Origin of the sequence: Actinomycetospora sp. CA-101289, from assembly GCF_050955895.1 — a bacterium.
GTDB lineage: Bacteria > Actinomycetota > Actinomycetes > Mycobacteriales > Pseudonocardiaceae > Actinomycetospora.
Map to the genome: position 1 here is coordinate 1,665,492 of NZ_CP192093.1, position 12,720 is coordinate 1,678,211.

Annotated in this window: 13 protein-coding genes and 3 pseudogenes; 9 read left to right on the forward strand and 7 right to left on the reverse strand. The window is 70.2% G+C overall.

Annotated features, from left to right (window positions below):
* Positions 1-46 precede the first annotated feature (46 nt).
* Positions 47-664: pseudogene (locus tag ACQPX6_RS08325) on the reverse strand (T6SS phospholipase effector Tle1-like catalytic domain-containing protein); the annotation flags it as partial.
* A gap of 261 nt (positions 665-925) precedes the next feature.
* On the opposite strand from ACQPX6_RS08325, the gene ACQPX6_RS08330 reads away from it, so the two are divergent.
* The 5 genes from ACQPX6_RS08330 to ACQPX6_RS08350 all read left to right on the forward strand — a co-directional run bounded on the left by ACQPX6_RS08330 (position 926) and on the right by ACQPX6_RS08350 (position 4,991).
* Positions 926-1,222: a hypothetical protein gene (locus ACQPX6_RS08330; RefSeq protein WP_433786818.1), complete on the forward strand. Its 297-nt coding sequence runs from the start codon at positions 926-928 to the stop codon at positions 1,220-1,222.
* 49 nt (positions 1,223-1,271) lie between these two features.
* On the forward strand, positions 1,272-1,694 hold the full coding sequence (locus tag ACQPX6_RS08335) for an ester cyclase (RefSeq protein WP_433786819.1): 423 nt from the start codon (positions 1,272-1,274) through the stop codon (positions 1,692-1,694).
* A gap of 95 nt (positions 1,695-1,789) precedes the next feature.
* The gene (locus tag ACQPX6_RS08340; RefSeq protein ID WP_433786821.1) at positions 1,790-2,176 is read left to right on the forward strand and encodes a cupin domain-containing protein; all 387 of its coding nucleotides are present in this window, start codon (positions 1,790-1,792) and stop codon (positions 2,174-2,176) included.
* A 1,692-nt stretch (positions 2,177-3,868) separates the two neighbouring features.
* On the forward strand, positions 3,869-4,258 hold the full coding sequence (locus ACQPX6_RS08345; protein ID WP_433786822.1) for a hypothetical protein: 390 nt from the start codon (positions 3,869-3,871) through the stop codon (positions 4,256-4,258).
* A gap of 361 nt (positions 4,259-4,619) precedes the next feature.
* Positions 4,620-4,991, forward strand: coding sequence for a histone-like nucleoid-structuring protein Lsr2 (locus ACQPX6_RS08350; RefSeq protein ID WP_433786824.1), 372 nt, complete (start codon positions 4,620-4,622; stop codon positions 4,989-4,991).
* Between the two features lie 390 nt (positions 4,992-5,381).
* Here the strand turns inward: ACQPX6_RS08350 and ACQPX6_RS08355 are convergent, their stop codons facing one another.
* Positions 5,382-6,839 carry a PQQ-binding-like beta-propeller repeat protein gene (locus ACQPX6_RS08355; protein WP_433786825.1) on the reverse strand — a complete coding sequence of 486 codons (1,458 nt, stop codon included), beginning with the start codon at positions 6,837-6,839 and terminating at the stop codon, positions 5,382-5,384.
* Positions 6,840-6,865: 26 nt separating this feature from the next.
* Between ACQPX6_RS08355 and ACQPX6_RS08360 the strand changes: the two genes are divergently transcribed.
* Positions 6,866-6,991, forward strand: a complete 126-nt coding sequence (locus tag ACQPX6_RS08360) for a hypothetical protein (protein ID WP_433786826.1) — start codon at positions 6,866-6,868, stop codon at positions 6,989-6,991.
* A 17-nt stretch (positions 6,992-7,008) separates the two neighbouring features.
* Here the strand turns inward: ACQPX6_RS08360 and ACQPX6_RS08365 are convergent, their stop codons facing one another.
* Genes ACQPX6_RS08365 through ACQPX6_RS08380 form a run of 4 tightly spaced genes read right to left on the reverse strand, consistent with a single transcriptional unit; the run spans position 7,009 to position 10,194 of the window.
* Positions 7,009-7,887 (reverse strand): ABC transporter substrate-binding protein, encoded by an 879-nt coding sequence (locus ACQPX6_RS08365; protein ID WP_433786828.1) that lies wholly within the window; start codon positions 7,885-7,887, stop codon positions 7,009-7,011.
* A 12-nt stretch (positions 7,888-7,899) separates the two neighbouring features.
* On the reverse strand, positions 7,900-9,165 hold the full coding sequence (locus ACQPX6_RS08370) for an NAD(P)/FAD-dependent oxidoreductase (RefSeq protein WP_433786829.1): 1,266 nt from the start codon (positions 9,163-9,165) through the stop codon (positions 7,900-7,902).
* A 26-nt stretch (positions 9,166-9,191) separates the two neighbouring features.
* A complete protein-coding gene (locus ACQPX6_RS08375; protein WP_433786831.1) occupies positions 9,192-9,683 on the reverse strand; it encodes a hypothetical protein in 492 nt (163 codons plus the stop codon).
* Between the two features lie 7 nt (positions 9,684-9,690).
* A complete protein-coding gene (locus tag ACQPX6_RS08380) occupies positions 9,691-10,194 on the reverse strand; it encodes a DUF2231 domain-containing protein (RefSeq protein ID WP_433788220.1) in 504 nt (167 codons plus the stop codon).
* 247 nt (positions 10,195-10,441) lie between these two features.
* On the opposite strand from ACQPX6_RS08380, the gene ACQPX6_RS08385 reads away from it, so the two are divergent.
* The gene (locus ACQPX6_RS08385; protein WP_433786833.1) at positions 10,442-11,173 is read left to right on the forward strand and encodes a helix-turn-helix transcriptional regulator; all 732 of its coding nucleotides are present in this window, start codon (positions 10,442-10,444) and stop codon (positions 11,171-11,173) included.
* 36 nt (positions 11,174-11,209) lie between these two features.
* Here ACQPX6_RS08385 and ACQPX6_RS08390 read toward each other — a convergent pair.
* Positions 11,210-11,481: pseudogene (locus ACQPX6_RS08390) on the reverse strand (hypothetical protein); the annotation flags it as partial.
* 413 nt (positions 11,482-11,894) lie between these two features.
* On the opposite strand from ACQPX6_RS08390, the gene ACQPX6_RS08395 reads away from it, so the two are divergent.
* Positions 11,895-12,653 (forward strand): DDE-type integrase/transposase/recombinase, encoded by a 759-nt coding sequence (locus ACQPX6_RS08395; RefSeq protein WP_433786834.1) that lies wholly within the window; start codon positions 11,895-11,897, stop codon positions 12,651-12,653.
* 8 nt (positions 12,654-12,661) lie between these two features.
* Positions 12,662-12,712 (forward strand): annotated as a pseudogene (locus tag ACQPX6_RS08400) (hypothetical protein); the annotation flags it as partial.
* Between the last annotated feature and the right edge of the window lie 8 nt (positions 12,713-12,720).

Consider the following 12,720-nt stretch of genomic DNA (forward strand, 5'->3'; position numbering starts at 1 on the left):
ACTGCAGCGCGCCGTCGCTGAGCCGGCTGTCGCGGTGACCGCCGCCGACGTCGCAGTGATCGCCCGGGAACCAGACCTGCGCGATGTCCTGCGCGGCGCCGGCGGCGGTCTGGTCCCACAAGGTGGGGCGAAACGGTCCACGCATCTCGTCCAGCGAGACTGCTTGGCGCCCGTGGGGGATGCGGGGGTCGAGGACCACGTCGAGGAATTCGTATCGCTCGCGCGACCCCAGCAGGTCCGGCAGCCCGATGTAGCTGGGGATACCGAGGGCACCGACGGAGTCCCACACCCCCACCATGACCACGGGGAGATCGGGGGAGTCGGGGTGGTAGGCCAGCGGCAGCGCCTCGTCGCTCACGGGCCGACGAGGCGCGTCGCCTTCTGCCTGCCGCTCGCCCTTGAGCTCCGCTTTGTGGGCCTGGTAGCGCCCATAGGCAGCCGCCACTGCGGCGTCGAGGGCGGCGCCCCCGAGCGCAGTTCGATCGACGATCCCGACCGTGCCGATCATCCCCGCCAGGCTGCGCGCCAGGTCGGCGCCGCGGCTGATGCCGCGGTGACGACGAGCAGGACGGCGGCGGTCACGCGGCGACGACTCATTCTTTCGCAGTGTCCTCCCGGCGTGTGAGGCGACCATGCAGCGAGGTGGGGAACGAGGTCGGGCCATTTGGCCCCCGCTTCGGCCGGTATGTCCGGTTTACGCTACTCGATTTCCGCGTAGTGGGGACCTAGCGGAGGCGACACAGCCTGATCGCATCACGCCGCATCAGAGCGGCGGCGACAGCCGCCTGATCACGGTGGGGCTCATCCCGGAAGATCGATACTACGCCGGAAGGGTGCCTTTTGCTCCCACCGCACGGAATCCTGCCACTCTCGGTGTTACAGGTGGTCGCCAGACGGGTGGTCCCCCGGACGAATGGGGTGCTGGATGACGCAGGACGCGGTACAAGTGGCACCAGACGTCTACAACGTGCTGTTCGAAAACGACCAAGTTCGTTTGCTGCAATACCACATGAAACCCGGGGACAATTCAGCTCCACACTCCCACTCCAACTATTTGGTCTATTCACTCGACGACGGGACTATTGCTTTCCATACTCCCTCCGGAGAGAGCTTCGACGCTGACATGAGGACAGGTCAGACGGTATGGCGAGAAGCTGAGGATCATTCAGCGACGAACAACGGCCCCAACGACGTCCGCGGACTTCTGTTCGAGCTGAAGTAGCAACTGCAATAAAACTGACGAGTATTCGTGAACATGTCAGGAGACAATCATGGTTACACCTACGGAGTTGATTGAGGAAGGCACCGCTCTCTACAACAAGGGCGATGTGCAGGGATATTGCGCCTTATACGGTGACGACATCGTGCTGACTACCCCCGATGGCAGGTTCGAGGGGCGCGACAACATCTTGCCGTACATGCAGGGCTTGCTTAACGCCTTCCCGGACGGACAGGTAACGCTCGGGCGCCACTGCGAGGACGGTGACCTGTACATCGGCGAGTTCGTCCTCCACGGTGTGAATAGCGGTCCCATCGCAATGCCCGACGGCAGCGAACTGCCAGCGACCCAGAAGTCGGTTGAATTGGGGGCCACGGAGGCTGCCCAAGTAGAGAACGGCAAGATCGTCCAGCACGACATGATCTGGGACAACATGAGCTTCCTTGGTCAGTTGGGCCTCGTCCCGTCGTCCTAATCGCAGCTGTTCGTGCTCAGTTGTAGGAGGAGGTCGCGGTGTCAGCACATGCCCTCGCGCCCGGCGGCGGTCGGTCGTTCGGCCCGGGGATCAACGTGAAGGTGGAATACGGGCAGAGCGGTGATTTCGCGATGTTCGAGTCCGCGTTGCCGCCGTCGTTCGACGGGCCACCGCCGCACGTGCACCGCGTCTACGACGAGGCGTTCTACGTCCTCGACGGATCGGTGAGATTCACCCTCGATGGAAAGATCAGGGACTGCCCGGCCGGATCGTGTGTGTTCATCCCACGCGGTGTGCCACATGGCTTCGACAACCCGGCCGACACGCCCGCCAAGATCCTTGTGATCACCACGCCCGGGGCGATCCAGCTCGTCGAGAACATTTACACTCTCATGGGCGGTGATGGTCCGCCGGACCCTGACGCGATGGTCGCGCTCTATGCCCGACACGAGAGCGAGATCGCCGTAGCCAACCGCAGCTGAACGCCATAGCCATCCGGTTCGGGCCGACGACGTCGCTAGCCATGGCGTACATTTCGGCGCACGCGGCGTGTCGCGTCTCGAAGGACGGTGCACCGGGCATTCGCTCTGACGGCCCAGGGGTCGGCAGCCCTCGCGCTCCGCGGGGCGCGTCGCGAACGACTCGGCACGGCGTGTTGCTATCTTCGCGAGGACGACTGTCCTCGTTGGGAGAGACGGGGAACTCACTGCCTCGAGTGGCCAGTAAGAGTAGTTCGTTACGGCGGTTGACGAGGCGAGCCGTCAGTCCATCTCTGTCATGGGCCCGGTGTTCGCGGGTCCGCATTCGGTTGGGGGGGCGACCGGTGCAGTTGTTCGCGAGGCGTAGAACACGGACCACTGCGCCAGGAATACCGACACCGCGGAAACCCGCCCTGTCGGATGCCTGTCCTGCAGCCTCCATCGCGACGGCCCCCCCGTCGACAACGACAGTTGAGCCGACGCTGCACAGACAGGCAGCGGCGAACCCCATGGTGGGTCCTGCTGCAGGCCGATCGGGAACCGATGACGCGCTGGCCGCGACGGACGTGCTATATGTCCTGGTGCCCAGCGGTCGCGGCGACGGCTTCACCGCCCCCACCGTTCAAAGCGCCGCGGCGAGTCGCCGGGCGGAGGGCTGGATGTTGCTGGCGCTGCACGGGCAGCGGCGACAGTGGGCGATGCCGCTTCTCGACCGCGGCGCCGCGGTCACTGCGCCGCCGCGGGTGGCCCAGGCCGTCGCGGTGCGGGTCCTCACCGACCTCGGAGTGCACGTCCGCGCCTGGCACGGCGTCGGCAGCGCCGATCAACCCGTGTACCAGGCTGAGCTCGCGGCACCACCAGAACCCGCACACCCGCACGACCACCGCCGGGATCAGCGCCTCCTCGGGTCGGCCACCCGGCGAATCTGGGCCGTGATGGTGTCTTGCGCACGCCGTGCCCGTCGCAAACCTCAGCGCTCGCGCAGAGCCAGATGATCGAACCGGAGCCACGCTCCAGGCAGGCCTCGTTCGTCACGTGTGGACTTCCCCCAACGACTTCGAGCAGCCAGGAGCTGCTGCCGCCGCGTCCCACCGGAGCAGAACGCACCGCCCACGAGCCGTCCCGGCACGATGGTCGGAGTGCTCGGCACCGTCGTCGGAGTCGACATGGCCCCCCTCGCCCGCCTGCAGCTCCTTGGGGGTTCGCCGACCTTGACCTTCCATTACAGGATCGCTCAGGCCTCAGCGCAGCCAGAAGAGCCCTTCACGCTTGAGGGCCTTAAGCGCACCCACACACCGTCGTCGCGCTTCCCGCGCTTCCCGCGCTTCCCGCGCTTCCCGCGCATCCCGTCCAGCGACACTGCTGAAGGGAGCGCGACGGACAGTTACCTTCTGTCGCACGGCACCCGCAGTGTCGCCGGTCGGAGCGGTCGGGCCGCGTCGGGGGCGGTGCCGATGAGGCCGCCGTGGCCCGCGGTAACCCGAGTCGGCGACGCCGGACGGTCGCCGGGGGAGAGAGAGATCGGGGCCGGCGAGGCGACCGATCCCGGGGCTGCGGCGTAGTGCCGCGGCCGCATTGCGGTTGAGCGGGGTGACAGTAGGGGTGTTCGATGAGGTAACCGCGCGCTCTGAGCACTTCCCGGCACTGTCGCTGCTGGACCCATGGCGCTCCGGACCACGGCGAGGGCGGTGACCGATGGCGGCCTCGACAGCCAGCTATGTCGTGACGGTGGTCATCGGCATCATCGTCGTCCTGGTGGTGGGTCAGCTCCTGCGCCAGCTCGGACACGACTTCCTCCGCGAGGTCTACGGCGAGCGAACGGTGACGACCTCGCTGAACGCCCTGCTGGTCACCCTGTTTTATCTGTTCGCGCTGGGTCTGCTGACTTTGGTGTCCGCCGCGGACCTCGGACTCGGCGGCGTCCAGCTGGTCATCACGAGAACAGGGATCTTCCTGTTGGTTCTCGGGGCCGTGTACGCGCTGACCGTGCTGGGGCTGGAAGCCGCGCGGAAGCGCCGGCGGGAGGAGGCTTTGGAGGACAGCATTCGTCCGCGAGGAAAAGACCGGAGGTTGCCGCGGAACTAGGAACTGTGTCCGGCGGAGGCCGCCGATAGCCCCGCTTGTTCTTCGGACCACGATCGAGGTCGTGGTACCGCAGAAGACCGTGAGGTCGCTCGCCTTTCCCGCGATGAGTGGCCCTGCCTGGATGGCGCCGGGAGAGGAGATGGAGACGTGATGACCCCGCGGCTGAGGCGCCACTGCGGAGCGCCCCGACAGCGGTGTGCCTGCTCGACGAGGTCGTCAAGCGCCGTACCGGCTCCCAACAGTCGAGGGGATCTGCGGACCCGACGCTTATCGGCATCCCCTCGTCCTCGCTGTTGAGCCGCCGGGCGCACCCTCGGGTGACCGACTTGACGTTCCTGTCGGTGCGTGGATGATCTCGCCTGTGGCGCAGAGAACGGTCGTTTCGCTGATCGATGACCTGGACGGCGAGTCCGAGGCCGACGAGACCGTGGAGTACGCGCTCGACGGAGTGACCTACGAGATGGACCTCAGCAGCGACCATGCTGAGAGGCTGCGCGAGGTCTTCGCGCCGTATGTCGCTGCCGCCCGGCGTACTAGTGGCCGTACGCGTTCCGGCACCAGCAGCCGACGCAGCTCCTCCGGCGGGGGAGGTGGCGCCTCGAGCGCTGGCGGCCGGGGTCGGCAAGCACTCAAGGCCATCCGGGACTGGGCGAAGAGCAGCGGCTGGGCGGTCAGCGACCGCGGCCGCCTGCCGAACAACGTCGTCGAGGCGTACGACGCTGCCCACAAGTAGGCAGCTCCTCGCCGTGTCGAAGCGGTGGGCCAGCCCGCCGCGACGCAAGAGGCCGGAATGAGCGTCTGGTTCCCGGTGGGGATTCGACGATCTTGTCGTGGAGCAGATCGCGGAGAACAACGGTGTCAAATGTTGCGCGTGGAGTAGTCCCGTGAGGCCCGCACTGTGAACAGAGTCGCTGGTCGAGGCTGTGTGAGGCAGGGAACGGGAGTCTTTTGATCCGTTGGTTGTGGGTTCGAGTCCCACGGGGCCCACGAGCAGGTCCGATAACAGACTTTCAATGAACCCGCCGCCCCGACCGCCGTCAGAACCCCGGATGACGACGTGGGGATGCCCTAGACGTAGACGTATCCGCGTTCGGGTGGGCCGCGCGTGCTCGCGCGGGCCGGCTCAGGGCGCGATGCGCACGGCGGTGACGCCGCGGTTGGTCGGCAGGTAGAGCGCGTTACCGCTCACGGCCGGGGTGGCGAACCGCGTCGCGTCGCCCACCGACACGGTTGCTCGCATCTGGCCGGTGCCGGCGTCGAGGGCGTCGAGCACACCGTCCTGCTGCAACGACCAGACCGTGGTGCCGACCACGACCGGGGAGCCGGTGATCTGGCTCGGGGCCTGCCAGCCCCGCACCAGCTGGTCGGGCGTGGGCACGCGCACCTGCAGCAGCCCGTTGGCGCACGGCACGTAGGCGACCACGCCACCGCCGGTGACGGGGGCTGCCGCGCCGCCTCCGTAGGACTCGCAGTCGTCGAGCTCGGCGCGCTGCCCGCCGACCCCGCCGAGGGCGGCGGTGTCGGCCAGGTAGACGTGGCCTCCCTTGCCCGCCGCGATCACCCGCGTGGCGTCGGGCAGCAGGATCGGGCCGGTCGAGCCGAGGTCGGCGTCCTCGGAGTTCTCCTGGGCCCAGCCCGCCGGCGCGAAGCCGTCGCGTAGCTGCAGCTGCGGGTTCAGCCGCAGGATCGAGTCGCTGTGATCCCAGACGCCGCCCAGCGCCTCGCCGTTGCCGGTGGTGACCAGTACGTCGCCGCCGGGCAGGAGGGCCGGACCGGCCGGCGCCCAGATCCCGCCTTCGCGGGTACTGGGGACCGCGAACTCCGTGAGCGGCCCGGGACCTGTCGCGGGAACACCCACGACCCGGCCCAGGTATTGGCCGCAGTCGCCGTAGTTGCCGCCGTAGGCGACGTAGACGGTGCCGCCGGCGAGCAGCAACGCCCCCCGCTGCAGGTGAGTCGCCGGATCGACACCGGCCGGATCGACGGGGCGCTGGGCCTGGATGGCGCCGCTGACGCCGTCGACGGTCCACAGCACGTGCTGAACACCTCCGCCCGGTGCCGCCCCCGTGCTGACCGCGTAGACCGACCCCGTAGCCGGATCGACCGCCGGGGTGCCGGTGATGCCGATCGGGTCGATGTTGCCGCAGGGCAGGGAGTCACCCGGCAGCGCGTCGGCGAGGTGCGTCCGCCACCGCACCGCCCCGGTGGTGGCCTCCAGGCCGTACAGCGAGCCGCCCTCGGTGGCCGCGACGACCAGCCCCCGGCTGATCACTGGGCTGGCGTAGACCTTCCCGTCCAGGCGTGCTTGCCAGGCGACCGCGGGTGACTGCGGATCGGGCCCGCTCGGGACGTAGCCGCTGCGGGCGGCATCGCCGTGGTAGGTCAACCAGTCCCCGGCCGGGCGCACCCCGCCCGCGGCGCTCGCGGAGGCCGAGGGCGAGGTCGAGGTGACCGAGGGAAGGGATAGACCGGAACCTGGCGGTGCGGCCGACGGTGCGGCGGGCGGGCCGCCCTGCGAGCCACACGCCACGCACACCCCGAGCGCCGCCAGCAGCGCCGACAACCGTCGCCAAGCACTCATCGTCCCTCCTCCGCGTCGTGGGCATCGTGCCCACTCGGCGGGGCGACGCCCAGCATCGCGGCAAAGATGCGCGGGGGCTCCACCTCGAGATCGCCCGACGACCCCCGCAGGACCGCCACGACGCCGTCGTGGTCGAGCTGGTCGCGACCTAGCGGCCGCGTCCCGCTCCCTACCGGAGGACGGCGTCCTCGTACCGGATGCCGGGGCCGGTCGCCGTTTCGAGGAGATCCCAGGTCTGCATCCAGGCGTGCGCCCGCTCGAACATGGCGCGGGTGTAGGGCTGGGGCACGATCTGTTCGCCCGGCCCGAAGCGCCGCACGTCGACGAGCTCGACGAGGTCCGCAGGCATCTCCCGCGCCCAGTAATGCGTGTAGCGCTGCGGCTCGAGATCGATCTCCTGCTGTGCTCGCAACAGGGCGCTGAAGTACCGCTCCACGTCGGCCGGGTGTGCGCTCGAGGAGACGAAGAACCCCATGACGAACGTGGTGTCGACGAGCTTGACGTACCCGCGCTGCTCGAGCACGGAGGCGCCGGCGCCCCACACGTTCACCGCGGGCAGTGTCCCGTCGAGCAGGAGACGCACCCGGTCGAAGGGCCGACCCACGAACCCCAGCCGGATGTCCTCCCGCGGGAGGAACGGCTCGAGCGCCTGCAAGGCCGAGTAGTGGCTGCCCGAGTGGTAGCCGACGCCGACCTCGACCCCGGCCAGGTCGCCCGGCTCCCGCAGGTCCCGGCCCGAGGCGACGTAGATGCCCGCGGGGCAGACGGAGTACGCCGCCCCGTACATCTTCCCGTGGTCCTCCCTGGCGGCGGCGTTGACCGCCCAGTGGCAGGCGCACGACACCTGGGCGCATCGCCCCTGGGCCATGTCCTCCAGGGCGCCGGCGCGCACCTCCGGCGGCGCGTCGTCCTGGCGGCCCACGCTGCTGCTCCCAGCCGCGAAGCCGGCCGGCTCGAACTCGTACTCGAGTCCCTCCGCGGCGAAGAAGCCGTGCTCCTCGGCCACCCACTCCTGCAGCCGGACGTGCGGCTCGATACGGAACACCATGGTCATCACCCCTCACGACGAACGTCCCTGGGTCAGGGTGCGGCCGCCGTCGGTACCTCCGCCAGCGGGACCGCGGGGTCGGCGAGCCGGGCGGGGTCGACGCGTGTGCCCGCGCGGACGAGGCGGCTGATGTCGTCGGTGACGTCCCAGACGTTGACGTTCATGCCGGCCCGCACCTGACCGTCCGCGAGCCAGAAGGCCACGAACTCCCGGGTCGCGGTGTCGCCGCGGACGACGACCTCGTCGTACTCGCCCTGCACGGCGTACCCGGTGTACTCCATGCCGAGGTCGTACTGGTCGGTGAAGAAGTACGGCAGGCGGTCGTGGGTCCGTGCCGTGACCGAGCATCGCGCGGGCGGCGGACGGGCCGCCGTTCAGGGCGTTGGCCCAGTGCTCGACGCGCAGGTGCCAGTCGTAGGCGGGGTGGTACAGCTTCGCGACGTCACCGGCCGCGTGGACGGCCGGGTCGGAGGTGCGGTGGTGCTGGTCGACCACGATGCCGTCGTCGACCTCGAGGCCGGCGGCCTCGGCCAGGCCGGTGTTCGGGGTGATGCCGATGCCGACCAGCACCGTGTCGGCGTCGATCACCGCGCCTTCGGCGAGCCGGACGCCGGTGACGTGCCCGTCGCGGCCGAGGACCTCGACGAGTTCGACCCCGCAGCGCAGGTCGACGCCGTGCTCACGGTGCAGCTCGGCGAAGACCTGCGCCATCTCGGGGCCGAGCACCCGCAGCAGCGGCAGCGGCGCGGACTCGATCACGGTGACGGGCACGTCGGCCAGCCGTGCGGCGGCGGTGACCTCCAGGCCGATCCAGCCGCCGCCGATGACCACGGTGGGCGCGGAACCCCGGATCGCCGCGGCGATGCCGTCGCTGTCGGCCAGGGTGCGGAGGTGGTGCACGCCCTCGAGGTCGGCGCCGGGCACCGAGAGGAGCCGGGGTGACGAGCCGGTCGCCAGCAGCATCGATCTGTAGCCGATCCGGTCGCCGTCGGCCAGCACGACCTCGTGGGCGTCTCGGTCGAGGCCCGTAACCGCGACGCCCGTGCGCAGCTCCACGCCGTGGTCGGCGTACCAGTCCGGCGGGTGGACGAACACGCTCTCCCGCGTCGCCCGGCCCTGGAGGTACTCCTTCGACAGCGGCGGCCGCTCGTAGGGTCGCTCGTCCTCGGCGCCGACGAGCACCACCCGACCGGAGAAGCCCTCCGCGCGCAGGGTCTCCACGGCCTTCGCCCCGGCGAGGCCCGCACCGACGACCACCATCGTCGCGTCGTCCGTCATCTCCGTCCGCCTCCTCTCACCGAATCTCAGCTCCCGCCCGCGGCGAGCATCGCCAGCAGGACCAGCACCACCGTCGCGACGGCCAGCACCCCGTGGGCGACCACCACCGCGACGGGCAGGTGCCGCTCGGCCGGCGTCTCTTCCCCCCGCCCCGCACCGGACGGCGAGGGCGAGCCGGGTGCGGCCCCGTGCCGGGCCGCGGCCGTGGACGCGACGGCCGGAGCCCGACGGACCTGCCGCCACCGGGCGAGCATCGCGAAGCCGAGGGCGGCGACGGGGACGAGGAGCGCGAGCGCGATCCAGCCGAGGACCTGGTCGTCGAGGAGGAGATGGAGGACCCAGAGCACCAGGCCGGCGGCTGCGAGCGCGAGGTGGGAGAACACGACGCCCGCCGGCAGCCGCGAGGCACCGGTGCGCTGCTGTCGCACCCCGCCGCGCGCCACCCAGCGGCCGAGCATCACGAACCCGCCGAGCGCCGTGAGTACCCAAGCGAGAAGGGCGATCGTCGCCGTGACCATCGCTGCCTCACCTCGTCCCGGTCGTCCGGTAACCGGTCACCTGGGTGCTCTCGTCGGCCACGCGGACACCGAAGCGGAACGCGAGCTTCCCGCCGAGGAAGCCCGACAGCCCGAGCAGCGCCACCGCGAGGACCGACAGCGCCAGCGGCCCGGCACCGACGGTGCCCGCCATCGTCCCGCGGTCGCGTCGCCACAGGAACCCGACGACGTACAGGGCGACGACCACCAGGTTGAGCACCATGTGAGTCAGCGCCACGCGGAAGGCCGGGGTCCGCCGGGGGATCGCCAGCAGGTCGAGTCCGCCCGCCAGCGCCGCGACGAGGGCCCCGAGCACGCCCAGGGCGATCACCCACAGCGAGCCCTGCACCAGGAAGCCCGCACCCGGCACCACGAAGGACGCGAGGTCGAACACCAGGCTCGCGATCCACGCCCCGATCGGCACCGTCACGAGCAGCGGGTGCCAGGGATGCCCGTACGGGCCCGCGAGTGCCGCGCTGACCGGGCGCTTCACCTGCGCCAAGCGATCGGCTGCCCCCTCCGTCGCCTCGTGGGGGCCGGCCCCGCTCCGGGTTCGACGTCCTGGTGCCTCGCTGCTCACCACCGGACTCACCTCCGTGTGACCTGCAATACCACCTCATTGAGGAAATACAGATTGGTCTTATGTGGTGTTCGGGTCAAGAGACCAGCGAGACAACCTGTTCCACCCATTCGCGCTACCTCATCGCCGCCTCGGGCGGGGTGGCCGTAGGCTGCGGTGCGTGGAGCCCGACGCGCGAGCGGCGTCCGTCGACCTGCCGACGACGCAGACCGTCGCGGCGGTGGCCGCGCTCGGCGACGAGTCCCGTCGGCGCATGTACGAGTTCATCCGCGGCGCGGCCGACCCGGTGACCCGCGACCAGGCCGCGGCCGCGGTGGGCATCTCCCGCAAGCTGGCCGCGTTCCACCTCGACAAACTGGTCGAGGTCGGGCTGCTCGACGTCGAGGTCGCCGGGCCCGGCGCGGTCCGGCGGGTGGGCCGGCGGCCCAAGGTCTACCGCTCCGGCAAGACCGCGGTCCGCGTCAGCATCCCGTCGCGCTGCCCCGACCTGCTCGTCGGAATCCTCGTCGAGGCACTGGACATCGACGATACGGCGGACGACGACACCGACCCCCGCAGGGAACGCGTCGCGGCGGTGGCCCGGCGCCGCGGCCGCGAGCTCGGTACCTCCGAACGTGACCGGACACGGCCCGGGCGTCTCGGGGTCGAACGCGCCCTCACCGCCGTCGGCGCCGTGCTGACCGCCCTCGGCTTCGAGCCACGCCGTGAGCGACCGACTGAGCTGTCGCTGCGCAACTGCCCCTTCCACCCCCACGCCGCCGCGGCGCCCCAACTGGTCTGCGGACTCAACCACGCCCTAATCAGCGGGCTCCTCGACGGGCTGCAGGCGGACACCGTCGCCGCGACCCTGGAGCCGCGGGCGGGGGAGTGCTGCATCCGGCTCAGCGGGTGAGAATCGGGGCTCCGTTCGGGCCGGCGACGAGGGCGCTCACCCGTCGGTGACGTGGAGCGTGAGGGCGGTCAGGAAGCCGACGGTCGTGATGAGGCCGGTGTAGAGGCCGCGCGCTCGTACGCCTCGGGGATCATCATGTCGGCCAGCATCGCCAGGATCGCTCCGGCCGTGAGGGCGGTGATGGCGGTGATGGCGGTGATGGCGGTGATGGCGGTGATGGCGGCGACGGTGACCGGCGAGACCCCGTCGAGGGCAACGTAACCGACGAGGGCCGCGACGCCACTGATCAGCGCGATGCCGCGCCCTACTGATCAACCTTCTGTCCGTCTTCGGTGCCGGTCCTCGTCGACCTGGCCCTGGAGCCGGGTCAGCGCCTTCTCCGCGTCCTGGTACGTGGAGTGCGTCTCGCGCAGCTGCCGTGGCCGGCCGGTGAGCGGGTCGGTCCCGGCCGAGACCGTGACCCGGAACGAACGACTCGGGAGCTCGGAGACGAGCCGCGCTTGCGCCTCATGCGGGGTGCCACGAGGGGAGGTTAAGCAGGCTTCGTGCCACGAACCGTGCCACGCGGCCTCAGACCGGTAACGGCTCGAAGACGTTTCCGCTGGTCAGCGTGTGGTGGTGCCCCCGGCAGTGTCGTGTCTCAACACATCCCGGACAGGTGTCTCACGACATGCCGGACAGATGTCGCGGGTGATCCCGGACGGGCTCGGGACGCTCGTGCATGTCGTCCAAGGCGCGTCTGGTGATCACTGCTGTGGTCGTGGAGAAGCGGCCGGTCGCGCAGGTCGCGCGCGAGTACGGGGTGTCGCGGTCCTGGGTCTATGAGCTGCTCGCCCGCTACCGCGCCGAGGGTGACGGGGCGTTCCGGGCCCGCTCACGGCGACCGAAGACCTCGCCGCGGGCCACCCCGCCGGAGACGATCGAGATGGTCTTGGAGCTGCGCAAACGCCTCGCCGGGCAGGGCCTGGACGCCGGGCCGGACACCATCGTCTGGCACCTGGCCCACCACCAGGGCGTGGCCATCTCGCGGGCCACGGTCCACCGAATCCTGGCCCGTCACAGCCAGGTCGTGCCGACCCCGGCCAAGCGCCCCAAGTCGTCCTACCTGCGCTTCGAGGCCACCTACCCCAATGAGTGCTGGCAGTCCGACTTCACCCACCACCGCCTTGCCGGCGGCGCCGACGTCGAGATCATCACCTGGCTCGACGACCACTCCCGCTACGCCCTGGGGGTGACCGCCCACCACCGAGTCACCGCCGGAATCGTGGCCGCCACCTTCGCCACCGCGGCCGCTGCGCACGGGTTCCCGGCCTCGACCCTGACCGACAACGGCATGGTCTACACCGTCCGGCTGGCCTCGCGCCGCGGCGGTCGCACCGCTCTCGAGCACGAACTTGCCCGCCGCGGCATCACCCAGAAGAACAGCCGACCGTCGCACCCCACGACCTGCGCAAGGTCGAACGTTTCCAGCAGACCCTGAAGAACTGGCTGCGCGCACAACCCCACCCACCGGCGACGATCGTCGAGCTCCAAGCCCTGCTCCACCG

Excerpts from the sequence above, each read along its gene's own strand:
- ACQPX6_RS08335 (WP_433786819.1), top strand. The coding sequence starts at position 1,272 with ATGGTTACACCTACGGAGTTGATTGAGGAAGGCACCGCTCTCTACAAC.
- ACQPX6_RS08355 (WP_433786825.1), bottom strand. The coding sequence starts at position 6,839 with ATGAGTGCTTGGCGACGGTTGTCGGCGCTGCTGGCGGCGCTCGGGGTG.
- ACQPX6_RS08345 (WP_433786822.1), top strand. The coding sequence starts at position 3,869 with ATGGCGGCCTCGACAGCCAGCTATGTCGTGACGGTGGTCATCGGCATC.
- ACQPX6_RS08375 (WP_433786831.1), bottom strand. The coding sequence starts at position 9,683 with ATGGTCACGGCGACGATCGCCCTTCTCGCTTGGGTACTCACGGCGCTC.
- ACQPX6_RS08365 (WP_433786828.1), bottom strand. The coding sequence starts at position 7,887 with ATGGTGTTCCGTATCGAGCCGCACGTCCGGCTGCAGGAGTGGGTGGCC.
- ACQPX6_RS08330 (WP_433786818.1), top strand. The coding sequence starts at position 926 with ATGACGCAGGACGCGGTACAAGTGGCACCAGACGTCTACAACGTGCTG.
- ACQPX6_RS08395 (WP_433786834.1), top strand. The coding sequence starts at position 11,895 with ATGTCGTCCAAGGCGCGTCTGGTGATCACTGCTGTGGTCGTGGAGAAG.
- ACQPX6_RS08370 (WP_433786829.1), bottom strand. The coding sequence starts at position 9,165 with ATGACGGACGACGCGACGATGGTGGTCGTCGGTGCGGGCCTCGCCGGG.